At 70.1% G+C, this 19,478-nt stretch carries 25 protein-coding genes; 17 read left to right on the top strand and 8 right to left on the bottom strand.

Annotated elements, in window-relative coordinates:
- The first annotated feature begins 65 nt into the window (after positions 1-65).
- The 4 genes from OED52_RS16265 (at position 66) to OED52_RS16250 (ending at position 3,168) form a co-directional block, all read left to right on the top strand.
- Positions 66-509, top strand: a complete 444-nt coding sequence (locus tag OED52_RS16265; RefSeq protein WP_264151876.1) for an SRPBCC family protein — start codon at positions 66-68, stop codon at positions 507-509.
- A complete protein-coding gene (locus OED52_RS16260; protein ID WP_264151875.1) occupies positions 506-2,098 on the top strand; it encodes a phytoene desaturase family protein in 1,593 nt (530 codons plus the stop codon). The genes OED52_RS16265 and OED52_RS16260 overlap by 4 nt, the downstream gene beginning before the upstream one ends.
- A 151-nt stretch (positions 2,099-2,249) precedes the next feature.
- Positions 2,250-2,936: a HemK2/MTQ2 family protein methyltransferase gene (locus OED52_RS16255; RefSeq protein WP_413247676.1), complete on the top strand. Its 687-nt coding sequence runs from the start codon at positions 2,250-2,252 to the stop codon at positions 2,934-2,936.
- A 7-nt stretch (positions 2,937-2,943) separates the two neighbouring features.
- Complete coding sequence (locus OED52_RS16250; protein WP_264151874.1) at positions 2,944-3,168, top strand: CDGSH iron-sulfur domain-containing protein; 225 nt, start codon at positions 2,944-2,946, stop codon at positions 3,166-3,168.
- Between the two features lie 114 nt (positions 3,169-3,282).
- Here the strand turns inward: OED52_RS16250 and OED52_RS16245 are convergent, their stop codons facing one another.
- Entirely contained in the window at positions 3,283-3,438 is a 156-nt protein-coding gene (locus OED52_RS16245) for a DUF6131 family protein (RefSeq protein WP_006552398.1), read from the bottom strand.
- A 219-nt stretch (positions 3,439-3,657) separates the two neighbouring features.
- Between OED52_RS16245 and OED52_RS16240 the strand changes: the two genes are divergently transcribed.
- The 3 genes from OED52_RS16240 to OED52_RS16230 all read left to right on the top strand — a co-directional run bounded on the left by OED52_RS16240 (position 3,658) and on the right by OED52_RS16230 (position 5,695).
- Positions 3,658-4,203: a Dps family protein gene (locus OED52_RS16240; protein ID WP_264151873.1), complete on the top strand. Its 546-nt coding sequence runs from the start codon at positions 3,658-3,660 to the stop codon at positions 4,201-4,203.
- Positions 4,204-4,243: 40 nt separating this feature from the next.
- On the top strand, positions 4,244-5,344 hold the full coding sequence (locus OED52_RS16235; RefSeq protein ID WP_264151872.1) for an NAD-dependent epimerase/dehydratase family protein: 1,101 nt from the start codon (positions 4,244-4,246) through the stop codon (positions 5,342-5,344).
- Between the two features lie 78 nt (positions 5,345-5,422).
- Positions 5,423-5,695, top strand: a complete 273-nt coding sequence (locus tag OED52_RS16230; RefSeq protein ID WP_264151871.1) for a hypothetical protein — start codon at positions 5,423-5,425, stop codon at positions 5,693-5,695.
- Between the two features lie 21 nt (positions 5,696-5,716).
- Here OED52_RS16230 and OED52_RS16225 read toward each other — a convergent pair whose 3' ends face one another.
- Complete coding sequence (locus OED52_RS16225; RefSeq protein ID WP_264151870.1) at positions 5,717-6,736, bottom strand: iron-containing redox enzyme family protein; 1,020 nt, start codon at positions 6,734-6,736, stop codon at positions 5,717-5,719.
- A gap of 133 nt (positions 6,737-6,869) precedes the next feature.
- On the opposite strand from OED52_RS16225, the gene OED52_RS16220 reads away from it, so the two are divergent.
- The 4 genes from OED52_RS16220 to OED52_RS16205 all read left to right on the top strand — a co-directional run bounded on the left by OED52_RS16220 (position 6,870) and on the right by OED52_RS16205 (position 9,584).
- Positions 6,870-7,727 carry an SDR family oxidoreductase gene (locus OED52_RS16220; protein ID WP_264151869.1) on the top strand — a complete coding sequence of 286 codons (858 nt, stop codon included), beginning with the start codon at positions 6,870-6,872 and terminating at the stop codon, positions 7,725-7,727.
- A 71-nt stretch (positions 7,728-7,798) separates the two neighbouring features.
- Positions 7,799-8,734, top strand: coding sequence for a helix-turn-helix transcriptional regulator (locus OED52_RS16215; RefSeq protein ID WP_264151868.1), 936 nt, complete (start codon positions 7,799-7,801; stop codon positions 8,732-8,734).
- Positions 8,731-9,297 carry a dihydrofolate reductase family protein gene (locus OED52_RS16210; RefSeq protein WP_264151867.1) on the top strand — a complete coding sequence of 189 codons (567 nt, stop codon included), beginning with the start codon at positions 8,731-8,733 and terminating at the stop codon, positions 9,295-9,297. The genes OED52_RS16215 and OED52_RS16210 overlap by 4 nt, the downstream gene beginning before the upstream one ends.
- A gap of 65 nt (positions 9,298-9,362) precedes the next feature.
- A complete protein-coding gene (locus tag OED52_RS16205) occupies positions 9,363-9,584 on the top strand; it encodes a hypothetical protein (protein WP_264151866.1) in 222 nt (73 codons plus the stop codon).
- Positions 9,585-9,599: 15 nt separating this feature from the next.
- Here OED52_RS16205 and OED52_RS16200 read toward each other — a convergent pair whose 3' ends face one another.
- From OED52_RS16200 to OED52_RS16190, 3 genes are read right to left on the bottom strand one after another with little or no spacing between them, the layout of a single operon-like run.
- The gene (locus OED52_RS16200; RefSeq protein WP_264151865.1) at positions 9,600-10,457 is read right to left on the bottom strand and encodes a PPK2 family polyphosphate kinase; all 858 of its coding nucleotides are present in this window, start codon (positions 10,455-10,457) and stop codon (positions 9,600-9,602) included.
- Between the two features lie 28 nt (positions 10,458-10,485).
- Positions 10,486-10,836: a DUF4873 domain-containing protein gene (locus tag OED52_RS16195; protein ID WP_264151864.1), complete on the bottom strand. Its 351-nt coding sequence runs from the start codon at positions 10,834-10,836 to the stop codon at positions 10,486-10,488.
- Between the two features lie 48 nt (positions 10,837-10,884).
- Positions 10,885-11,631, bottom strand: coding sequence for a TetR/AcrR family transcriptional regulator (locus OED52_RS16190; protein WP_264151863.1), 747 nt, complete (start codon positions 11,629-11,631; stop codon positions 10,885-10,887).
- 152 nt (positions 11,632-11,783) lie between these two features.
- Between OED52_RS16190 and OED52_RS16185 the strand changes: the two genes are divergently transcribed.
- The 6 genes from OED52_RS16185 (at position 11,784) to OED52_RS16160 (ending at position 17,011) form a co-directional block, all read left to right on the top strand.
- Entirely contained in the window at positions 11,784-12,995 is a 1,212-nt protein-coding gene (locus OED52_RS16185) for a DUF445 domain-containing protein (RefSeq protein ID WP_413247769.1), read from the top strand.
- Between the two features lie 82 nt (positions 12,996-13,077).
- Positions 13,078-13,500, top strand: coding sequence for a helix-turn-helix domain-containing protein (locus OED52_RS16180; protein WP_264154732.1), 423 nt, complete (start codon positions 13,078-13,080; stop codon positions 13,498-13,500).
- The gene (locus OED52_RS16175) at positions 13,497-14,444 is read left to right on the top strand and encodes a heparin-binding hemagglutinin (RefSeq protein ID WP_264151862.1); all 948 of its coding nucleotides are present in this window, start codon (positions 13,497-13,499) and stop codon (positions 14,442-14,444) included. The genes OED52_RS16180 and OED52_RS16175 overlap by 4 nt, the downstream gene beginning before the upstream one ends.
- 123 nt (positions 14,445-14,567) lie before the next feature.
- The gene (locus tag OED52_RS16170) at positions 14,568-14,858 is read left to right on the top strand and encodes a DUF2516 family protein (protein ID WP_264151861.1); all 291 of its coding nucleotides are present in this window, start codon (positions 14,568-14,570) and stop codon (positions 14,856-14,858) included.
- Positions 14,859-14,960: 102 nt separating this feature from the next.
- The gene (locus tag OED52_RS16165) at positions 14,961-15,914 is read left to right on the top strand and encodes an AurF N-oxygenase family protein (RefSeq protein ID WP_264151860.1); all 954 of its coding nucleotides are present in this window, start codon (positions 14,961-14,963) and stop codon (positions 15,912-15,914) included.
- A 59-nt stretch (positions 15,915-15,973) separates the two neighbouring features.
- The gene (locus OED52_RS16160) at positions 15,974-17,011 is read left to right on the top strand and encodes an alpha/beta fold hydrolase (protein WP_264151859.1); all 1,038 of its coding nucleotides are present in this window, start codon (positions 15,974-15,976) and stop codon (positions 17,009-17,011) included.
- A gap of 82 nt (positions 17,012-17,093) precedes the next feature.
- On the opposite strand, the gene purU is transcribed toward OED52_RS16160, so the two are convergent.
- From purU to OED52_RS16145, 3 genes are all read right to left on the bottom strand, one after another.
- On the bottom strand, positions 17,094-17,981 hold the full coding sequence (gene purU / locus OED52_RS16155) for a formyltetrahydrofolate deformylase (protein WP_264151858.1): 888 nt from the start codon (positions 17,979-17,981) through the stop codon (positions 17,094-17,096).
- Between the two features lie 71 nt (positions 17,982-18,052).
- Complete coding sequence (locus tag OED52_RS16150) at positions 18,053-18,943, bottom strand: class I SAM-dependent methyltransferase (protein ID WP_264151857.1); 891 nt, start codon at positions 18,941-18,943, stop codon at positions 18,053-18,055.
- Complete coding sequence (locus tag OED52_RS16145; protein WP_264151856.1) at positions 18,940-19,473, bottom strand: GNAT family N-acetyltransferase; 534 nt, start codon at positions 19,471-19,473, stop codon at positions 18,940-18,942. The genes OED52_RS16150 and OED52_RS16145 overlap by 4 nt, the downstream gene beginning before the upstream one ends.
- Positions 19,474-19,478 lie beyond the last annotated feature (5 nt).

Below are 19,478 nucleotides of genomic sequence, written 5' to 3'. Positions count from 1 at the left end.
GTGTGACACCCGGGGTGGTGGGGTATGCGTCGCAGCGAGCGGACGTCCGAGGAGGAGGAACCGGCATGGGCAGGATTGCGAGTATCGAGACCACTGTGTCGTCGGCCGGGGTGTGGGAGATCCTGGCGGACGGCTGGCGCTACGCGTCGTGGGTGGTGGGCGCCTCCCGGATCCGCGAGGTGGACCGGACGTGGCCGCAGGTGGGCAGCCGGATCCATCATTCCGTCGGCCTGTGGCCGCTGGTGCTCGACGACAGCACGGAGGTGAAGTCCGTGCAGTCCGAACGCGAACTCGTGCTGCGGGCGCGGGCATGGCTGTTCGGCAAGGCCGAGATCACCCTCACGCTCGAACCCACCGGTTCGGGTGGCACACGCATCACGATGGCCGAACATGTGGTGGAGGGACCCTACGCCCTCGTCCCCGACGTCGTACAGGAGGAACTGGTGCTGCCCCGGAACCAGGAGTGCCTGAAACGACTCGCGCTCATCGCCGAAGGCGTGACCGTATGACGAACGAGACCGTGGATGCGGTCGTCATCGGGGCCGGACCCAACGGGCTGACCGCCGCGGCGGCGCTCGCCGACGCGGGATGGGACGTGCTCGTCCTGGAGGAACAACCGGAACCGGGCGGTGCGGTCCGCAGCGCAGAACTCCACCCCGGTTACCTCGCCGACCTGTTCAGTGCGTTCTACCCACTCGGCGTGGTCTCGCCCGCCTTCCGCGAACTGGACCTTTCCGCGCACGGCCTGCGATGGGCCCGCTCACCCAAGGCGTTCGGGCACCCCCTCGGCCCCGACGACGAGGACGCGGTCGTCGTCTCACCCGACCCGGAGGAGACCGCCGCCGACCTCGAACGCCGGTGCGCCGGCGACGGCCGGGCCTGGCTGGAGCTGGTGGAACAGTGGCGGCACGTACGCGATCCGTTCCTCGACCTGCTGCTCGGACCCTTCCCACCCGTGCGCGGGTCCATCGGGTTCGCGCGGACGATGAAGACCGGCGACCTGCTGCGCTACGTTCGGATGCTGGCGCTTCCCGTCGTCCGGATGTCCGCCGAACTGTTCGGAGGACGGTCGGCACGGCTGCTGCTGCTCGGCAACGCTATGCACGCGGACACCCCGCCCGAGGCGCCGGGAAGCGGCGTCATGGGCTACATCCTCACGATGCTCGGACAGGATGTCGGCTTCCCGGCCCCGGTGGGGGGTGCCGGGGCGCTCACCGCCGCCCTCGTGAGCCGCGGCGAATCGGCGGGCGCCCGGGTGCTGTGCAACCGGCGGGTCGACGCGGTGGAGGTCTCCGGCGGCCGCGCGAGCGCCGTGCACACCGCCGACGGGGACCGGATCGCGGTCCGCCGCGCGGTGCTCGCCGACACCTCGGCTCCGGCCCTCTACGGGCGCTTGCTGCCCGCGGACGCGGTCGGGCCCCGGATCCGCGACGACCTGCGTCGGTTCGAGTGGGACACCCCCGTCGTCAAGGTCAACTACGCCCTCGACGGGAAGGTGCCGTGGCGGTCCCCGTCGCTGAGGGGCGCCGGGACGGTGCACGTGGGTGCCGACACGAACACGATGATCCGATGGTCGGCCGACCTGGCGACCGGCGTCGTCCCCGAATCCCCCTTCCTGTTGTTCGGGCAGATGACCACCACCGACCCGACGCGGTCGCCCGAGGGCACCGAGAGTTGCTGGGCGTACACCCATCTGCCGCGCGGCGTCACCGACGACGTCTCCGCCGACCACCTCGCGGAACGGGTCGATGCGCAACTCGAGGCCTACGCACCGGGATTCGGTGCCCGGGTAGTGGGCCGCGCCGTGCAGCGGCCCGGCGATCTCGAGGCGGCCGACGCGAATCTCGTGGGCGGCGCCGTGAACGGAGGTACGGCGCAGGTCCACCAGCAGCTCTTCCTGCGTCCCATACCCGGTTTCGGGGGTCCCCGCACACCGGTGGAAGGGGTCTATCTCGCGAGCGCCGCCGCGCATCCCGGTGGGGGAGTGCACGGAATGGGCGGCTGGAACGCCGCGCAGGCCGCCCTCGCCGACCACCGCCGGTTCGCGCCGATCACGCGGCGGGTGCGAGGCACTGCCCGGCGGATCCTGTTCTCCTGAGCGGGCCCGATCCGGCCCTCCGCGCACGTGGCGTGTTTCACACGCTGCACCCTCGGGTATCCGCCCGCGAACGGACGACACGAGAGACGCCGAATCCTCGGCGCCGGTGTGGCGATCCACTGTCGTACTCGAGATACCGAGGTGGTGTGACGTGACAGCTTCCCTGGCACTGGACGGATCGGATTCGCCGCGGGTATGGCGTCTGCCGGGGGTGTATCGCCCCCAAGAGGATTCGTACCTGCTCGCGAATGCCCTGGCGGACGCGGGCGGGACCGAGGATTCGCACGTCCTCGATTTCTGCACCGGCACAGGATTTCTCGCCGTCAACGCGGCGATGATGGGGGCGGCCTCGGTGACCGCCTTCGACATCGCACCCCGCGCGGTGCTCACCGCCCGGATGAACGCGTGGACGCGGCGGCTGCCGATCCGTGCCCACCGGGGCGGTCTCGATGCGGTGTTGCGGCACGGCCCCTTCGACGTGGTGCTGTCCAATCCGCCCTACGTGCCCTGCGACGGCGAGGACCGCGACCCCCGCTGGGATGCGGGTGCCGACGGCCGTGGAGTGCTGGATCCGTTGTGCGACAGCCTTCCCGCACTGCTCACCCCGGGTGGTTTCGCCCTGATCGTCCACTCCGAGTTCACCGGCGTCGAGACGACCCTCCGCCGGCTGCGGGACGCCGACCTCAAGGCCTCGGTCGTGGCACGCCGGCGCATCCCCTTCGGTCCGGTGCTGCGCAGCCGGGCCGACTATCTGTACGCATCGCACCTGGCCGAACCCGGTTCCACCACCGAGGAAGTCGTGGTCGTCCGGGCCGATCGGCCCCACCCGGGAAGGTGAGAGACGCATGAAGACTCCGAAGATCACCAGGGTCGGGCCGGGCGACGGTGAGCCGCGGGTGGTGCGGCAGGTGCGAGGTGGCCCCACCCTGGTGGAAGGGCCCGTCCGCATCGAGTGCGACGACGGCACGGCCGTGGAATCGGACCGCTTCGTGGTGGCGGTGTGCCGCTGCCGCCGCAGCGCGATCCATCCGCTCTGCGACACCAGCCACCGCGCCCTGCGCAAGGATTGAGCCGCGGCAAGGATCGGTCTGCGGCATCGATCTGCGGCAAGGATCGAGCCCCCGGTGCATGCACCGGGGGCGTGTCGTGGATGTGGTCGGTACCGAGTCGGTATCGGTACCGGGTCAGTACCAGTGTGCGCGTCCGCCGATGGCCCGGCCGGTTGCGCCCAGGATCGCCAGAATCACGCCGATCACCAGGAGTATCACTCCGAGCGTGGTGAGAATCGAGATTCCCGTGAAGAATCCCACCACCAGAAGAATCAAACCCAGAATGATCATTGTCGTCACCTCGCTGTCGTGACCGAAGCCTGGAGAGCCTCGGCGCCCGACAGCCGAATAACCGGGTTGGTCCGGTTCCAAACGCACCGGAACGCAGATATTGCGGCGAATGTTCGGAGCGGGTGACCGGACGTGGCGACCACCACGGTCATGTTTGGACGCGCAGGACCGCCGGGTATCCGCGCTGCACACCCCGAGAGCACATCTGGAGGAAAACCCATGTCGAAGTCGAGCTACACGGTTCCCGGTCTGAGCGATGCCGACGGTTCGCGTACCGCCCAGATTCTCCAGGAACGCCTGAGCGCCTACAACGACCTGCACCTGACGCTGAAGCACATCCACTGGAACGTCGTCGGACCGAACTTCATCGGCGTCCACGAGATGATCGACCCGCAGGTCGAGCTCGTGCGCGGATACGCCGACGAGGTCGCCGAACGGATCGCGGCGCTCGGTGCGTCCCCGAAGGGCACGCCCGGCGCTATCGAGAAGAACCGCACGTGGGACGACTACTCGGTGGGACGCGACACCGCCCAGGCCCATCTGGCGGCCCTCGATCTCGTCTACGACGGCCTGATCACCGACAACCGTAAGGCGATCGACGAGGTCGGCAAGCTCGATCCCATCACCGAGGACCTGCTCATCGGTCAGACCGGGCAGCTGGAGAAGTTCCAGTGGTTCGTCCGCGCCCACCTCGAGAACGCGTCCGGTGCGCTGTCCAACGCCGACGCCTCCACGGAGAAGGAAGCCGCGGAATCGGCTCGCTGACCGCACACGGCGAGAACGGCGACGAAGGAACAGGGGTGCCATGACCGACACGACCCGCTCGGCTCTGCCACGGCGCATCGTCGTCACCGGAGCGAGCGGCAACGTCGGCACCGCGCTGCTGCGCCGTCTCGCCGCCCACGATCCTCGACCCGACATCGTCGCGATCGCGCGCCGGATCCCTCCGGCGCGCGATCCGTATGCAGGTGCGAGGTGGTGCTCCGTCGACCTCGCCGATCCCGATGCGGCCGCCAGGCTACGGCCGGTGATGGCCGGAGCGGACGCCGTCGTGCACCTCGCATGGGGCTTCCAGCCCTCCCACCGTCGCGACTATCTGGGGCGGGTGGCGCTCGACGGTACCCGCGCGGTGACGACCGCCGCGGCCGGGGCGGGGGTCGCGCACATCGTGCACATGTCGTCCGGGGCGGTCTACTCCCGCGGCTCCTACGGCCGCGAGGTCGACGAGACATGGTCCACCGACGGTGTGCCCAGCTGTACGTACAGCGTCGACAAGGTACGTGCAGAACGCTTCCTCGACGAGTTCGAGACCGACCCGGGGGCGCCTCTGCTCACCCGGTTCCGGCCCGGCTTCATCGGGCAGTTCGTCGCCGGCAACGGCCTCGAACGGTACGTCCTGCCCGAACTCGTCCCCAGTGCGATCACCGACCACCTGCCGGTACTGCCCATGGACCGCAGTCTCGCGGTGCCGGCTGTGCACTCCGACGACGTGGCCGATGCGATCGTCGCGGCCCTGGAACAGCGGGTGGCCGGACCGTTCAATCTCGCTTCGCCGGCGCCGGTGCGGGCCGACGACTTCGCCGAGCCCTTCGGGTGCCCGATCGTGCCGCTGCCCCACCGTGTGCTCTCGATCGTCGCGGAGGCGACCTGGCGGCTGCGGCTGCAGCCCGTCGAGGGCGGCTGGATCGATCTCGCCTACAACACCCCGCTGCTCGACTGCACCAGGGCCGCGAGGGAACTCGGCTGGACCCCGCACCACACCGGTCCGGATGCCTGGGCGGAGACGGTGCGCGGCATGCGCTCCCGCGCCGGTACCGACAGTCCCGTGCTGCACCCCCGCACGGCGCGCCAGCGGATGGCGGCCCTCGTCGAACGTGGTCCGATCGATCACCGCATCCCTTCGTGAAAACGTAATTCATTCGCGGCTTTGGCTTTTCACCGGCCATCAGGTTTCGCCGGGGTGACGGTGCGGGTATCCGTCGACATGACGCAACCATCTGATCGGGCTCAGGCCCCCACCCCCGTCACCCGTGCCTCCGGCTGGATCGGATACGCATGTGTGCTCGCCGGCCTCGCCGTCGTCGCGCTCGTCCTCTACGCGGCGGGCGACGGATTCGGCGGCTGGGTGGTCGTCGGCAGCATCGTCGCTGCCGTCCTCGTCGTCCTCGGCGTCTTCCTGTCGGTGCTCAACCTCAGAAGCCGGCGTCTACGCGGTTCCGGTGGCACCTCCACACACGAGCCGGGCCTCATCGACTGAGAGCCCGGCTTGCAGAAGTGTTCAGGCCGCTGCCCCGGCGGGGGCGAGGAGGGAGATGCGCCCGGCCGACCAGCTGCCCAGTAGATGGCTGCCGAGGCGCCCTTCCAGGAACTCGATGGCCTGCGCCCCGAACGACAGGTCGCGGGCGCAACCCGGATCCTGCTCGAGCATGTACCCGACGACATCGTGACGCAGCACCAGCTCGTGCACGGCGTCGGCCTCGATGTGCTCTGAGTAGAAGAGCACGCACGCGTCGTCCGCACCGAGCCGTTCCAGCGCCTCCACCATCCGGCGGGCACTCGGGGCCGTGGTGATCTCGGCGGCCGCGAACATCCCCACCAACATGGGGGTGTAGGCGCGGTGCAGGCCGCACAACGACATGAAGTTCACGGTCGCCAGGGTGACCCCCGGGACCACGTCGAGATAGCCGAGATAGTCGTCCTTCAGGCCCGCCGCACGCAGCAGGTCGGCGAACAGGCGAGAGTGCATACGCTCGGCGTGACCCCCGCCGTACTCGTCGAACTCCACCGCCACCAGGGCGGCCTTCGCGCGGCCCGACAGACGAGGGATCGCCAGCGCGTGCGGATCGGCCTCCTTGAGATGGTAGATCGAGCGATGGACGAAGAACTCGCGCATCGTGTCCCACGTGCCGCGGGCGGCGAGTTCGTGCGAGACACCCCAGCCCTCCGGGGACTCGTGACACAGTTCCTCGAGGACGGCCTGCGGGTCGTCGCTCGCCGGCACGTCCTCGCGCAGCCGACCGAGGAAGAGCCGCTCCAGCTTCCCGCGCACCCCGAGCGGTCCGGGTGCCCACTCCCAGGCCGGGTCCACACCCGCGAAGCCGCGGTAGTGCAGTTCGTAGAGCACCGTGAGGGCGAGCTGGACGTCCTCGCCGTAGGCGTCGGCACCGTCCGTCGGTACGTGCCAGTCGGCGTCGTCGGCGGGATGCCGCAGCCGCTCGACGACCTCTGCGGAGATGGGACCGCGGGGGATGGGCAGCGCCGCGTCGTGACTGTCGCACATGCGGGTCTCGTGAGCCATACGTCCCTGTTACCCGCTCCGCGCACAGCGGAAACGACCGCTCAGCGCACAGCGGAAACGACCGCTCAGCGCACAGCGGAAACGACCCCGACCCGGGGCGCATACCCGGCCCCGGCGCGGGTATTCCGCCGCCATGAGCGACGAGCACGAACGGCCGGCCCACGTCATCGACTATCCAGGCGAGACGGGCGACATGGCCGAACGACCCACCGACGAGATGCGTGACTACACCGGCCGTGGACTCCTTTCCGGCCGCAAGGCGCTGATCACGGGCGGGGACTCCGGTATCGGGCGGGCCGTCGCCGTGGCCTTCGCGAAGGAGGGCGCCGACATCGCCGTCGCCTATCTGGAGGAACACGAGGATGCCGAGCACACCGCCGAGCTGGTGCGCCGTGAGGGCCGCACCTGCCACCTGATCCCGGGCGACCTTGCCGACGCGCGGCACTGCCGGGCCGTGGTGGCCGAGACCGTCGAGCAGCTCGGTGGCCTCGACGTGCTCGTCAACAACGTCGGTACCCAGCAGCCCGTCGACGACCTCGCCGAGCTCGACGAGGCGCAGTGGCGGCACACCTTCGCCGTGAACATCGACAGCTTCTTCCATGTCACCAAGGCCGCGCTCGACCATCTGACCCCCGGCGGTTCGGTGATCAACACCGCGTCCGTCAACGGGCTGCGGGGCAATGCCTCGCTCATCGACTACTCCGCCACCAAGGGCGCCGTGATCGCCCTGACCTACTCGCTCGCGCAGGCTCTGCGGGACAGGCGGATCCGGGTGAACTGCGTGGCGCCCGGCCCGGTGTGGACACCGCTGATCCCGGCCACCATGGACGAGGAGAAGGTCGCCGACTTCGGGCAGCAGGCCCCCTTCGGCCGCGCCGCCCAGCCCGATGAGATCGCGCCCTCCTACGTCTTCTTCGCCTCGGACCGGATGTCGTCCTACTACAGCGGGGAGGTGCTCGCGCCGCTCGGCGGCGAGACCATGCCCGGCTGACGGGCGAGCGGGACCGGGGGAGAGCAAGAACGGTCGGGCGGAGCAGGGGCCCGGCGGGCGACACTGAGCGCATGACCTACGGCCGTGACCGACTCCGGGAGCTCCTCGACGCCGTCCTCGGCGAGGACAACGCGACCCTCGACCGGATGGCGCGGCAGGCCTACTCCTCGCCGTGGCACTTCAGCCGCTCCGTCGCGCTCGGCACCGGCGAGTCGCCGGTGGCTCTGCGGCGTCGCGTGATGCTCGAACGCGCGGCCTGGCAGTTGCGGCACGGGACGTCGGTCACCGACGCGGCGTTCGCCGCCGGCTACGACAGCGTCGACGGGTTCTCGCGAGCCTTCGCCCGCGCCTACGGCTATCCGCCCAGCACCGCCGCGGGGACGCTCGGTGCGGACGGGCACGATCACTGGTTGCCCGCCCCGAACGGGGTGCACTTCCATCCGCCCACCAACCTGTGGGTCGAGGAGGACGGGCAGCGACCGTCCGCGTCCGCTCATCCGGCCGCGGAGGTGATCGCGCAGATGGTCCGCCACGACCTCGCCGACACCCGGTACCTGCTCGGGCGTGCCACCGAACTCGGCGACGACGAACTCGACCGGGTCCGCTTCCCGGGGTTGGTGGTCCTCGAATGGGACGGTCCCGAGGAGACTCTCGCGCGGGTGCTGCGCAATCTCGTACGCGCCAAGGAGGTCTGGCTCGCGTCGATGACCGGTGCCGGCGAACCGGCGGAACCGGGAACCGGAATCGACTCGCTCACGGCGTGTTTCGAGGACGTCGCGCCGCGGTGGGCGGACGCGGTGCGAGACGTCCACCGTCGCGGAGCATGGGGCGACGTGCTGATCGACGCCCTGTGCGACCCGCCGGAGAGCTTCGTCCTCGGCGGCGTCGTCGCCCACGTCCTGACCTTCGCGGCCCACCGCCGGCAGCTCGCACGGCACATGATGCGGGCGGCCGGGCTCGACCTCGATCACGGAGATCCGCTCGCATGGAACAGGAGTCCCGCATGACCCGGATGATCTACTACACCGCCAGCACCCTCGACGGTTTCCTCGCCACCGAGGACCACTCGCTGGACTGGCTGCTCACCCGCGACACGGGGGAGGAGGGCGGTCCCGCCGACTACGAGTCGTTCATCGCCGGGGTCGGCGCGATGGTGATGGGGGCGTCGACCTACCGCTGGGTGCTCGACCATGCAGGGGAGGGCGCATGGGAGTACGAGCTTCCCTGCTGGGTGTTCACGCACCGCGACGACCTGCCCGTGGCCCGCAGGGGCAGCGAACCCGGCGACATCCGCTTCACGCGGGCCGACGTCCGTGAGGTGTACGCGGAGATGGCCGAGACGGCGGGCGGCCGGGACCTGTGGATGGTGGGCGGCGGCGATCTCGCCGGTCAGTTCGCCGATCACGGTCTGCTCGACGAGCTGATCGTCTCGTTCGCGCCGGTGACGATCGGAGCGGGAAAGCCGCTGCTGCCACGGCACGTGGAGCTGCGTCCGGTGGAGCTGGCGCGCAGCGGCGAGTTCGCCGTCGCCCGCTACGAGGTGTTGAAGGAGAACCCCGCTCGGTTGTGATGTCGATCACTCACAGGTACCGTCGGTGCCGAGAGGACCACACACCTCGTGCAAGGAGGCCGGTCGTGAAACTCAACCTCTTCGCAGCGTGGACCGCATATGCGTTGGCGCTGACCTCGATTCTGATGATCGCGCTGACGATCGTGGCCGCAGGCTACGGATTCTCGGGCTGGGCGATGATCGCGGGGATCGCCGCGGTCGTCGCGCTCGGTGCCGCCTTCGGTGTCATGGTGGGCACGATCAGGCGCGATCACAGACGGCACATCGACACGCCGCACCTGTTCTGACGGCGGTCCCGTCCGTCAGGACTCGGCCAGCCGCCTCTTCTCGACCTCGATGTCGTAGGTCGGTTCCGGCCAGTCGAGGTCGAGCCGCTCGAACGCGTCGACGAGCAGTTCGGTGACGGCGAGGCGGCTGTACCACTTGCGGTCGCACGGGACGACGTACCAGGGCGCGTACCCGGTGTTCGTCCGGTCGAGCATGTCCTGATAGGCCTGCTGGTACTGCGGCCACAGGGCCCGCTCGGTCACGTCGCTCGGGTCGTACTTCCAGTGCTTGTCGCGTCGTTCGAGTCGTTCGGCGAGGCGGCGCTTCTGCTCGTCGAGGGAGACGAACATCGCGACCTTCACCAGCGTCGTCCCCTCGCGGACCAGTTCCTCCTCGAACCGGTTGATCTCGTCGTAGCGGCCGCGCCACACGCTCTCGGGCACCAGCGAGTGGACGCGGGCGACGAGAACGTCCTCGTAGTGGGAGCGGTCGAAGACACCGAGCTGCCCGGCGCGGGGCAGGGCCTTGTTGATCCGCCACAGGAAGTGGTGCCGCTTCTCCTCGGCGGTGGGCACACCGAAGGCCTTGTGGTCGACGCCCTGTGGATCGACGTGCCCGATCACGTGGCGGACCATGCCGCCCTTGCCGGCGGTGTCCATGCCCTGCAGGATCAGCAGTACCGAGCGGGTGTCGCCGGTACGGCCGTGCGCGAAGAGCTTCTCCTGCAGGTCGGACAGCACGGCGCCGCGTTCGGCGAGCAGGCGTTCACCGAGGGCCTTGTCGCCGTCGAATCCCGGGGTGGCGTTCGTGTCGATCTCGGCGACGCGGGTGTCGGGCCCGGCGCGCAGTGCGTCGACGATGGCGGCCGGCCGGAACACGTCGTTCTTCCCCATGGGAGAAGCCTGTCACAGCCGGGCTGTCTCAGGCGGGATCGACACCGTCTTCGTCCGTCGGCAGCGGATAGGGCGGGCGGGAGAGTCCGTCCACCATGTGGCTGCCCCACAGGTCGATCTCCGTGACGCGGGCGGTCGCCGCCTCGGCTGCGCCCGGGACGGTGAGGGTGACGGTGGTGCCGCGGTCGGCGGACGCGCCGGAACCCAGTGCCTCGGCGAGCCGGCGGAGTCGTCCTCGCCAGACGTGCCGGCCGAGCAGTGGATCGAACCGGCCGGAGATCTCGACGTCGACGACCACGCTCCGTTCGCCGACGGTGACCTCGGCGGGGCCGCGGTAGCCGGGCGCGTCGTCGTGGAGGTCGTCCTCGTGCTCGGTCATGCCCGGACTATACGTGCAACTCTGCGTAACAGTAAAGGTCCGGCGGGCTCAGTTCGTGGAAGGAGCCTTCGGCAGCAGCGGATGCGGCTGCGTCTTGAACCGCACGGGCGAACCCGCCACCGCCGCGATGCCCGTCATGCCACCCCAGATCATCATCGTCAGATAATCGATGAGGTCCTCGGTGGTCATCGACTTGTTGGAGATCCACCAGTGCACCGCGAGCTGGATGCCGCCGACGATGCCGTAGGCCCACGGCACCGCGCCGCCCGAATCCATCTCCAGCAGACGCAGCCGCTCCCCGAGCACGGAGGCGACGAGCTCGGCGATCATCCGTTCCGAGTCGGCCACCACGTCGCGGCCCGCCGACGCGCTGTTGGCCATGACGTAGAGGTAGACCTCGGGGTCGTCGGCGACCGTCTCGACGTAGGCGGTGATCGCCTCACGGGTGAGCTCGTACTCGTCGAGATCCTCCGCGACCGCGGTGTAGATCCGCGGGGCGAGGACGGTCTCGACGTAGCGCAGCATCGTCGCGGTCGTCAGGTCGCTCTTGTCGGTGAAGTAGCGGTACAGGACCGTCTTCGACACCCCGATCTCGGCGGCGATCTCGTCCATGCCGATCTCGTGCCCGCGCGTGCGGATCGCGTTGATCGTGCCGTCGACGAGCTCCTCGCGGCGGGCGATCTTGTGCTCGTGCCATCGCCGTTTGCGGCCGTCCTGCTTCGTGGGCGGTCCGTCCTCTGCGGCCGTCGGATTCGAGGTCGTCTGCGGTCTGCTGGACACTGTGCGCACATCCATTCGGTTTCGATCGTCGGCTCAGTCTACGATCCGGATTCCCGTCCTTCAGAACTCCAGGGCGTCCCGTCCGCCCCTCGCGGAAATTCGGCACAATCGATCGGGTGCAGCTCCTGACGACCGACGACGCGATCAAGCGCCGAGAACTCCGCCGTATGAAGGCGATCGCGACCGGCTTCCTCGTCGTCGCCGCGACCGTCTACCTGTTCTGCCGATGGCAGGAGACCCGCGGCGCCGGCGCCTGGGTGGGCTACGTGCGGGCCGCCTCCGAGGCCGGCATGGTCGGCGCCCTCGCCGACTGGTTCGCCGTCACCGCCCTGTTCCGGCACCCCCTGCGGATCCCCGTCCCGCACACCGCCATCATCCGGAAGAAGAAGGACCAGCTGGGGGCGAGCCTGAGTTCGTTCGTCGGCAGCAACTTCCTCGCCCCCGAGGTGGTGTCGGCGAAGGTCGAGTCGGCGCAGATCCCCCTGCGAGTGGGCACCTGGCTCGCCGAACCGGACAACGCGGCGCGCGTGGCCAAGGAGACATCGACGGTGCTGCGCGGGGTGGTGCAGATCCTCCGCGAGGACGACATCCAGCAGATCATCGACCACACCATCGTCAAGCGCATCGCCGAACCGGAATGGGGTCCGCCGATCGGGCGGGTGCTGTCCGAACTGCTCGCGGAGAACCGGCACCTGCCGCTCGTCGACATGCTCGCCGAGCGAGCGCACCAGTGGGCCCTCGGCAGCCAGGAGACCATCGACCGCATCATCAGCCGCGACTCGCCGTCGTGGTCGCCGAAATTCGTCGACCTGCTGCTCGGCGAGAAGATCCACCGCGAACTCGTGGAGTTCACGTGGAAGGTCCGCTCGAACCCGCAGCACGAGGTCCGGCTGGCGGTCAACCGGTTCCTCGTCGAGTACGCACAGGACCTGCAGACCGACCCGGTGACCATCGCCAAGGCCGAGAAGGTCAAGGCCGAGATCATGGGCCGCGACGAGGTCACCCAGCTCGCGGCGGCCACCTGGCGGACCGCGAAGCGGATGATCCTCGACTCCGTCGACGACCCGGACAGCACCCTGCGCACCAAGATCGCCGAGAACGTCCAGGCGTTCGGTATCCGGGTGCGGGAGGACCACGACCTGCGCGCCAAGATCGACGGCTGGCTGCTCGACGCGGTGCGGTTCGTCGCGGCCAACTACGCCGACGAGATCACCTCGATCATCCGCGAGACGGTCGAGCGCTGGGACGCCGAGGAGGCGAGCCGCAAGATCGAGCTCGCCGTGGGGCGGGACCTGCAGTTCATCCGGATCAACGGCACGGTGGTCGGCTCCCTGGCCGGCCTGGCCATCTACACGGTCTCCGAACTGCTGTTCGCGTGATCCCGCTCACCTGCTAGCAGAGTGCTTGCTGTAGTTAGCACCTGCCCGTAGGGTGGATGGCGTGTCCACGGAACCAGATCCGATCGAGGACTCGGGCGCACAGCCGGAGGGGGGTACCGGGCGGGGGGATATCGCCGCACGGGTGGTCAACACCGCCGCGCAGGACATCGGTGCCTTCATCCGCTCGCAACGCGAGGCCGCCCAGGTCTCGCTCCGGCAGCTCTCCCAGCTCGCCGGGGTCAGCAACCCGTACCTGAGCCAGATCGAACGGGGACTGCGCAAGCCGTCCGCCGAGGTGCTGGCCCAGATTGCCAAGGGACTGAGGCTCTCCGCCGAGGTCCTCTACGTGCGGGCCGGAATCCTCGAACAGCGGCCGGAGAGCGCCGTGCGCGACGCGGTGCTCGCCGACGCCGTCCTCACCGAACGCCAGAAGCAGGTCCTGCTCGACATCTACGACTCGTTCTGCCGTGAGAACGGGCAACTCGACGAGGAGAAACCCACATGACCGACCCCAACGCCATCCGCACGTCCCTCTACGCCGCAGTCGGTGCCGGCGACGCCGTCGTCCAGGCGGTCGCCGACATCGTGGCCCAGGTGCGCGAGCGCGCCGAGTTCGACACGAACGACGTCGTCGGGACCGCTCGCGATCGCTTCGCGTCCCTGCCGACCGATCTCACCGAGACCGCCCGCGATCGCCTCGCGTCGCTGCCCGCGGACCTCACCGAGACCGTTGAATCGCTGCGCGAGCGCCTGGCCGGCCTGCCCTCCGAGCTCCCCGAGGAACTCGCGGAGCTGCGCGAACGGTTCAGCGCCGAGGAGCTGCGCAAGGTTGCCGAGGCCTACCTGAAGGTCGCCGCCGATCTGTACACGGCACTCGCCGAACGCGGCGAGGAGACCATCGAGCGGCTGCGCTCGCAGCCGGCCCTCGAAGAGGGCATCGGCCGCGCCGAGTCCGTCCTCGGCGACGCCGCCGACCTCACCGAGGAAGCCCTCGGCACGGTGGCCCGCCGCACCCGCGAGATCGGTGAGCAGGCGGCCAAGCTCGCCGGCATCACCGCCGGCCGCATCTCCGAGGCCGCCGACGAGGTGAGCGAGGCCGTCACCGAGGCCGGCGATGAGGCCGCCGCCCGCGTCACCGAGATCGGTGAGCGCGCCGAGAAGACCGGTGACGACGCCGCCGACCGCGTCGAGTCCGCGCGCGGCGAGGTCCGGGCCGCGGCCGACAAGGCCGCCGAGCGGCTCGAATCGGCGACCGCCCCGGTGGAGCCGGTGAAGGTTCCGGAGCCCAAGCCCGCCCCGGCCAAGGCTCCGGCGAAGACCCCCGCCAAGACCGCCGCCAAGGCCCCGGCGAAGACCGCCGCGAAGGCACCCGCCAAGACCGCGGCGAAGACTCCGGCCAAGAAGACCCCGGCCAAGAAGGCGGCTCCGCGTAAGACCGCCGGTTCCTGACCGGCACTGTAGGACCGCCGGATCCCGACCGGCACTGCAAGCCCACCGGCTCCTGACCCGGTAGCGAGCGATCGGCCCTCGTGCACAGCGGTGCGCGGGGGCCGACTCTCGTAGACTGGTGAAGTGACGAATGTCGATTCCCTCGCCGGTCTGATCATCTCCGTCCTGCAGATCCTCGCCATCGCAGGCGCCGGCTTCGCGCTGTTCCACGCGGTGCGGCAGCCCGCCGAGGCGTTCCCGGCCGTCGACAAGCTGACCAAGCCGATCTGGCTCGGCATCCTCGTCGCCGCGTTGCTCGTGCTCGTGGTCTTCGGTGCCGTCGGCATGCTCGGCATCATCGGTGTCGTCGCGGTGTGCGTGTACCTGGTGGACGTGCGTCCCCGCGTCGAGGAGGTCCAGCGTCCGCGCTGGTGACGCAGCGCCGGTGGAAAGGCGCCCGCCGACGCGCCTTGACAAGTGTGATCCAGATAATGACACTTCGGGTAACGGGTAATTTCCGAGACGAGGTGGTCGGCGATGACGCTCGCCCGAAAGCACGACGACCTGCCGGGTGTCCTTCCCGACGGTGATCGGTCCTTCGGTGATCGGTCCGGCGAAGGACGTCAGGAGACCGCCCAGCGCCTGCTCGACTCGTCCGCGCGGCTGTCCTACGACCCGCGATTCGAGATCGACTGGGATGCGCCGCTGGTGGACGGCAAGTACGGCATGACCCCCGAATGGTGCAGTCTCTACGGCACCGAACTGTGGGAACGCATGTCGGAGGAACAACGCGTCACCCTCACCCAGCACGAGGCGGCGAGCATCGCCGGCACCGGCATCTGGTTCGAGATGATCCTCATGCAGATGCTCGTACGCGATCTCTACCGCCATGACCCGGCGACCCCCTACGTGCAGTTCGGGCTCACCGAGATCGCCGACGAGTGCCGGCACTCGATCATGTTCGCGCGCTCGGCGCAGCGCTACGGCATCCCCTCCTACCGGCCCAAGCGGTGGATCCGCGAGACCGGACGGATCTTCAAGGCCGTGGCCTCCGGCGCCCTCGCCTACGGCGGCACCCTGTTCGCCGAGGAGATCCTCGACATGATGCAGCGCGACTTCATGCGCGACGACCGGGTCCAGCCCATCACCCGCACCGTCAGCCACATCCACGTCGTCGAGGAGTCGCGGCACATCCGCTACGCCCGGGAGGAGACCCGGCGTCGCACCGCCCGCGCCAACCGCCTCGAACGCGCCTGGATCCGGCTGCACCTCGGCATCAGCGCCTACTTCGTCGTCACCAGCCTGGTGAACGACCAGGTGTACGCCGCCGCGGGACTCGACGTCGACGAGGCCCGCCGGGCCGCCCGCACCAACCGGCACTACCACGACAGGCTCCGGCAGGGCGCCCGCCGCACCATCGAGTTCCTCGACGAGGTCGGCCTGATCGGCGGGCCGTCCAGGCTGCTCCTGCGGCGCGCCCACGTCGTGTGACCGCCCTGCGAGCCACCCTTCCCACCGCACCACCCCTGATCGACAGGAGAGCATCCCCCGTGAAGAAGCCGTCCCCGACCGTGGCGATCCTCGGAGGAGCCGTGGCCCTCGCCGGTGCCGCCGCCCTCGTCGTGGCCCTGCGCCGCCGCCGTCGCACCGTCGTACGCACCGGGGACGTCGCACCCCACGCCCTGCTCCGCGAACCCGACCTCGAACCGGACCGGATCGACGTGCGCACCGAGGACGGAGCCCGGCTCAACGTGCTCGCCTACGGCCCTCCCGACGCACCGGTGCTGGTGTTCTGCCACGGCTGGACCTGCAACGCCGCCTACTGGACCCCGCAGATCAACGCCTTCGCCGAGAACTACCGCGTCGTCGTGTACGACCAGCGCGGCCACGGCGAGAGCGGGACCGGGTCGCGTGCGCTCGGTGCGGACGTTCTCGCCGACGACCTGCAGGCGGTGCTCGACGCGGTGCTGCGCCCCGGCGCCAAGGCGGTGCTCACCGGGCACAGCATGGGCGGGATGAGCATCATCGCGTGGGCCGAGAAGTACCCGGAGAACGTCGACCGCCAGGTCGCCGGGGTGCTGCTCGCCAGCACCGGCACCGACCGGCTCGTCGCCGACTCCGCGGTCGTGCCGCTGCCCCGACGCTTCCCGCGCGTACCCGTGCCGGTCGCGCGCGGGCTCATGGGTGCGACCGTGCCGCTGACCGCCTCACCGGTGACCACCCGGGCCCTGCGCTACGTGGCTCTGTCCCCGTCCGCGAGCCCCGCCGAGGTCGCCTTCTGCGAACGCATCGTGCTGGGCTGCCCGCCGCGGACCCGCGGCGGCTGGGGCCGCGCGCTCAGCGCCCTCGACATCCGCGAGGGCCTGCACAACCTCACCGTGCCGACCACCGTGCTCGTCGGCACCGCCGACCGGCTCACCCCACCCGTGCACGCGCGGCGCCTGGCCGCCGAACTCGAACGCGCCGGCAACCTCGAACGTCTCGTCGTGCTCGACGGGGTCGGTCACATGAGTTCGGTCGAGGCCATCGACCGGTTCGACGAGGAACTGCTGCACCTGCTCGACCGCGCGCAGGTTCCCGTCGGCTGACCGGCTCGGCCGACCGACCGCGACGAACGGCCCCGGCGGAAGCCGGGGCCGTTCCATGTCGGGGTCGGGTGAACGCCGAGGGTCAGGCGAAGACGACGGTCTTGCTGCCGTGCACCAGGACCCGGTCCTCGAGATGCCAGCGCAGACCGCGCGAGAGCACCAGCTTCTCGACGTCGCGGCCCTGCCTCACCATGTCGCTCACGCTGTCGCTGTGGGAGACCCGGATGACGTCCTGCTCGATGATCGGGCCGGCATCGAGTTCCGCCGTGACGTAGTGGCAGGTCGCGCCGATGAGCTTCACGCCGCGCGTGAACGCCTGGTGGTAGGGCCGCGCCCCCACGAACGACGGCAGGAAGCTGTGGTGGATGTTGATCGCGCGTCCGGCCCAGTGCTCGCACAGCTCCGCGGGCAGCACCTGCATGAACCGGGCCAGCACCACCGCGTGCGGGTCGTGCTCGTCGACGAGCTTGCGGACCTGCTCGAAGGCGGGACCGCGTTCGGCCGGGTCCTTCGGGAACGACACGTAGTGGAAGTCGATGCCGTGGCGCCGCGCGACCGGTTCGAGATCGCGGTGGTTGCCGATCACCGCGCACACCTCGGCGTCGAGTTCGCCCGCCGCGACCCGGCCCAGGATGTCGTGCAGGCAGTGGCCCTCCTTGCTCACCAGGAGCACGACCCGTTTGCGCTTGCCGGTGTCCGACAGCTTCCACTCGGTCTGCGGACCGATGTCCTCGGCCACCGCGGAGAACTTCTCGCGCAGTTCGTCGATGCCGAACGGGATGGACGAGGCCCGCACCGACTGCCGGGTGAAGAACCAGCCGTTGTCCTGATCCGCGTGGTACGCGGCCTCCACGATCGAACCGCCCACATCCGCGAGGAAGGTGGAGATACGGGCGACGATCCGGGTGGCGTCCGGGCAGCCCAGGGTCAGAACGTAACGTCGGTCGTCGACGGAGGAGGCGAGCGTCATGCCCGCCATTGTCTCAGGTGACGGCATCGTCCCAGGGGAGGGGGCGCGCCGCCGCCCGAGCCCGACCGGGCTCACCCGGACACCGGTGGGCGCAGCACCGTCGCCGTGCCGACCAGGGTCGTCGCGTCGATCGTGTGCAGGCCCCGGGCGGTGACCTCGTCGGCGAGGGCCTGCCGGACCTCCTCGACCTGCGGGTCGTCGAGACCGGCCAGCATCCCGCGCATCCCGGAGCCTGTCACCAGCGCCCAGCACAGCTCCTCGGTGGCCGGCAGCAGATTGGACAGGGTGCCGATCTCCACGGTGTGGGTGCCCGCCGCGACCAGCCACTCCTCGAGGGCCGCGGGGGTGTCGATGCGGTGCAGCGGTGTGCGGTGACGCAACGACCCGCGGTCGCGCATCCTGGGGGACCAGCGGCCGACGACGTCGAACACGAGGTCGGAGAACTCCTCCATCGCCCCGGCCCGCCACACCGTCACCCCGACCCGGCCGCCGTGCCGCACCTGCGACACCAGGCGGCCGAACGAACGGTCCATGTGGGGGAGGAAGAACACTCCGTACGAGATCGTCAGCGCGTCGTAGCCCTGCTCGGGCACGTCCGAGAGCGGCTCCCAGGTGGTGGCGTCCGCGCACACGAAGTCGATGTTCTTCAGGCCGCGCCGTTCCGCCACGAGCCGTCCGTGCTCGAGTAGTTCGTCGGCGATGTCGACGGCGTGGACGCGCCCGTCGGGACCGGCCGCCATCGCCGCGGGCAACGCCGACGCGCCGGTGCCGCAGCACACGTCGAGCACCCTGTCGCCGGGACCGATGCCGGTCCGGAAGGCCAGGACCTGCCCGGCCGGACCCCACACCAGCGGGGTGAGCTCGTCGAAGGACTCGCTCGCCTCGTCGAAGGTGCGCGCGGTCTCGGCAGTGGTGTCGGTGATGGTGGAGGCGTCGGCGGGGGAGCCGGGGTCGGGAGTCATCCGTTCTCCTCGAGCGCGTAGAAGGGTGCCGGATAGTGGAACTCACCGGCGATGCCCGGCCGGTAGGCGGTGAGCGTGCGGACCTGCAGGTGCGACGCCCACTCCGGCACGTCGGGCACCACCCCCAGCTCGGCGGCCGGGACGAATCCGAACCGCGGGTAGTAGCCGGGATGACCGAGCAGCACGACGATCGACTCGCCGAGGGTGTCGGCGGCGCCGAGCACGGCGTGCATCAACGCGGACCCGATCCCGGAACGCGCGTGCTCGGGCAGGACACCGAGCGGACCGAGCGCCAGCGCGGGCCGGCCCGCGAGATCGCCGCGGGTGGCCACCACGTGCCCGACCACCCTCCCGTCGCGGCCCTCCGCGACGAACGACAGCTGCGGCAGCCACGCGGTGTCGGCCCGCAGCGCCGCGACCAGACCGGGCTCGACCGGCTCGGCGCCCGGCGGCGTGAAGGGAGCGAACGCCGCGCGGTGCACGGCCGCGATCGCGTCGACGTCCGCGGGCAGTTCGCGGCGGATCAGCATGTGGC

It is taken from the genome of Rhodococcus sp. Z13 (assembly GCF_025837095.1).
In the GTDB taxonomy this organism is placed as follows: domain Bacteria; phylum Actinomycetota; class Actinomycetes; order Mycobacteriales; family Mycobacteriaceae; genus Rhodococcus; species Rhodococcus sacchari.
Note: the sequence above shows the minus strand (reverse complement) of the source record. Positions and strands in the feature narration are given on the sequence as shown.